The organism is Leeuwenhoekiella parthenopeia (assembly GCF_020782115.1).
In the GTDB taxonomy this organism is placed as follows: domain Bacteria; phylum Bacteroidota; class Bacteroidia; order Flavobacteriales; family Flavobacteriaceae; genus Leeuwenhoekiella; species Leeuwenhoekiella parthenopeia.
In genome coordinates, this window is record NZ_JAJGMW010000051.1 from 1 (window position 1) to 2,125 (window position 2,125).

General features: G+C 34.1%; 1 protein-coding gene. It reads right to left on the reverse strand.

Annotated elements, in window-relative coordinates; translation table 11 throughout:
• Positions 1 to 494: 494 nt before the first annotated feature.
• Complete coding sequence (locus tag LLW17_RS18770; RefSeq protein ID WP_228231828.1) at positions 495 to 1,700, reverse strand: site-specific integrase; 1,206 nt, start codon at positions 1,698 to 1,700, stop codon at positions 495 to 497.
• Between the last annotated feature and the right edge of the window lie 425 nt (positions 1,701 to 2,125).

The following is a 2,125-nucleotide window of genomic DNA, read 5'->3' on the forward strand; positions in this document are numbered from 1 at the left end:
TAGGGACCTCTGCTTTTTCTTCAAAATGCAGGTGCAGTATATCTCCCTCTGTTTGATGACCGGTAAGGTTAAAATGGGTAATCAATAATTCTGGTAATAAAATCTTAAGTAAATCTATATATGCGTCCAATGCCTCCTGTTTAGAAAACAAAAATCAAACTATTCATTCAATTCACACACAACTTTTGAGAATGATCCGCCATCATTCCCATATATGCAAACTTCTTATAGCTTTCGCCGTAGTAACTGCCTGTTAAGTTGTTGCAGGATTTACAAAGATAATAGCCGCCAGCACCTTGATTACTGCGAATGCGCTTTCCATACAAGGGACTTTTCTTATCGTGAAGATGTACTGATTTCTGAAAAAATACGGGGTCAGTGTTGAACGCACTCTGAGGCGGAACGTGCTCGAACGTTAGTTTGCCAAATTTGGCGCATATTCTGCATATTCCTATTTTCTTCAGTTAGTTTTAGGGTTAAGTTCAATTATGACATTAAAAATTTACTACGCTATCCAAAGCATCATCAGCATCTTTATGAGTAAAGTTTGCTTGGTACCTTATCGTTGTAGTTACAGAAGAGTGGCGATATAATTTTTGCAACATCTGTATCGGGATTTTATCCCCAGAAATATTTCCAAAGCTATGCCGAGCAATATGCATACTTATATTTTTCTGTATTCCAAGATTTTTTGCTGCAATTTTTAATCTTCTATTCAAATTTCGAGTTATGGATTGGGTTCTTTTAGACACTTCTTCGGTGTCATTAAGATCTACGCCTTTCAATTGATGAAACACGAGCCCATTATAATTTGATTTTTCTCTGTAAAGGTTGAAAATTTCGATGGCTTTATCTGGAATTTTGAGAGAAACCAGTTTACTGTTTTTGTTCATCCGGTAGAGTAGGCGCCCATCATTAAAATCTGACCACTTTAATTTTAAAACATCGCCAACGCGTATTCCAGCAAAGTAAAAACTGACAAGCCATATATGGACGGCTTTCTGTTGGGCTTCAGTTAAATCTTTTGCATTCTCTAACTTTTGTATTTCATCAGCGCTAAATCCTATTTTTTGAGCCTCTGGAATTTTGATTGTCATTTTACCCTTTCCAAATGGGTATAGTCCTCTGTCTACAATTGATTCAGAAATTGCAAGATTGAATATGGTTCTAATAAGAATTAAATAATTCACGACTGTTCTGGGCGCAAGTTTTTTCTTGTGAAGTAGGAAAGTTTCAAACTTTTTAAGAACCGTTGCATTAAGCTTATTGAAAGGAAGAATATCTTTATCCAGAAATTCTTTGAACTTCTTTATTCGCCCAAGTTCAGTGTCATACTGGTGATGTTTATTTCTGTTTTTTAAGTTTTGAAGGTGCATTTCTGCTACTGCAAAAAAATCAAGTCCCTTTGTAGCAATAATTTTAGTTTTGATATCCGATACGGTTTGATACTCTGGATTCATTTCAGATTTTAAAACCTTATCGTTGGCTTCTGCAACCTTGGTTGAAATAAAATTATTCAGCATCTTTGAATTAGGGTGGGACTTCCTAACATTGCGGTTTTTCTCGTCCCAAAATTTTTCATCTATATATTGACCTGTATTTAGGTAAGAACTTTTACGGTCTTTAGTTATGCGAATAGCAATGGGAAACCTTCCGGCTTTATTTTTCTTTTTTCTTAAAACCACTCTTACTGTTGCCATAATAATTACTTTTGGATTATAAAGGTAATCATTTTAGGTACAACATAGGTACAACATTTGTTAGTTTTGTTTGATGTTATTTGCTATTAAAATATATTAAAGCATATATAAAACATTGATTTATAGTGTTTTTAGATTAAATTGATATGGTAGTATCAAAAACTCATAACCCGAAGGTCACTGGTTCGAGTCCAGTTCCCGCTACTATAAAGCCTTAAATAGTTAAATAACAGCTATTTAAGGCTTTTTTTATGATTATACCGGGTCATAATTGGGTCAAAATCTTACCTGACGCTATGGATCAATCCTAATTGTTGTGTTTAAGCAAAAATTGTAGTTAATCTGTATAGAAAGAATTCTATGTTTTTTACTCCTCTAAATTGGCTTCTAAATGTTTTGATTTTTGCATTGAAGGACTCAGCTGA

Bases quoted from the DNA above. Each gene is read 5' to 3' on its own strand.
- LLW17_RS18770 (WP_228231828.1), bottom strand. From the start codon at position 1,700: ATGGCAACAGTAAGAGTGGTTTTAAGAAAAAAGAAAAATAAAGCCGGA.